This window comes from Mycobacterium intermedium, from assembly GCF_002086275.1.
In the GTDB taxonomy this organism is placed as follows: Bacteria; Actinomycetota; Actinomycetes; order Mycobacteriales; family Mycobacteriaceae; genus Mycobacterium; species Mycobacterium intermedium.
In genome coordinates, this window is sequence record NZ_MVHT01000380.1 from 1 (window position 1) to 218 (window position 218).

1 protein-coding gene is annotated in these 218 nt (G+C 62.8%); it reads right to left on the reverse strand.

What is annotated here, in order from left to right; translation table 11 throughout:
- On the reverse strand, positions 1–218 hold a 218-nt coding region (locus tag BST27_RS31110), incomplete at both ends, for a DDE-type integrase/transposase/recombinase (protein ID WP_139805541.1).

A 218-nucleotide genomic window follows, 5' to 3' on the forward strand; every position in this document is an offset into this window, starting at 1 on the left:
CACCCAACGACGTAGCGCGAGAAGATGTCCAAGATGACATACAGGTAGTAGTAGGACCACTTCGCCGGGCCGCGCAGCTTGGTGATATCCCATGACCAGACCGAATTCGGCCGGCAAGCAACCAGTTCCGGCTTCACTGTGGCCGGGTGGGTGGCTTGGCGGCGGCGTTCTCGGCTCTCTCCGGCCCGGCGCAGCAGCCGGTAGAACGTGGAGATCGA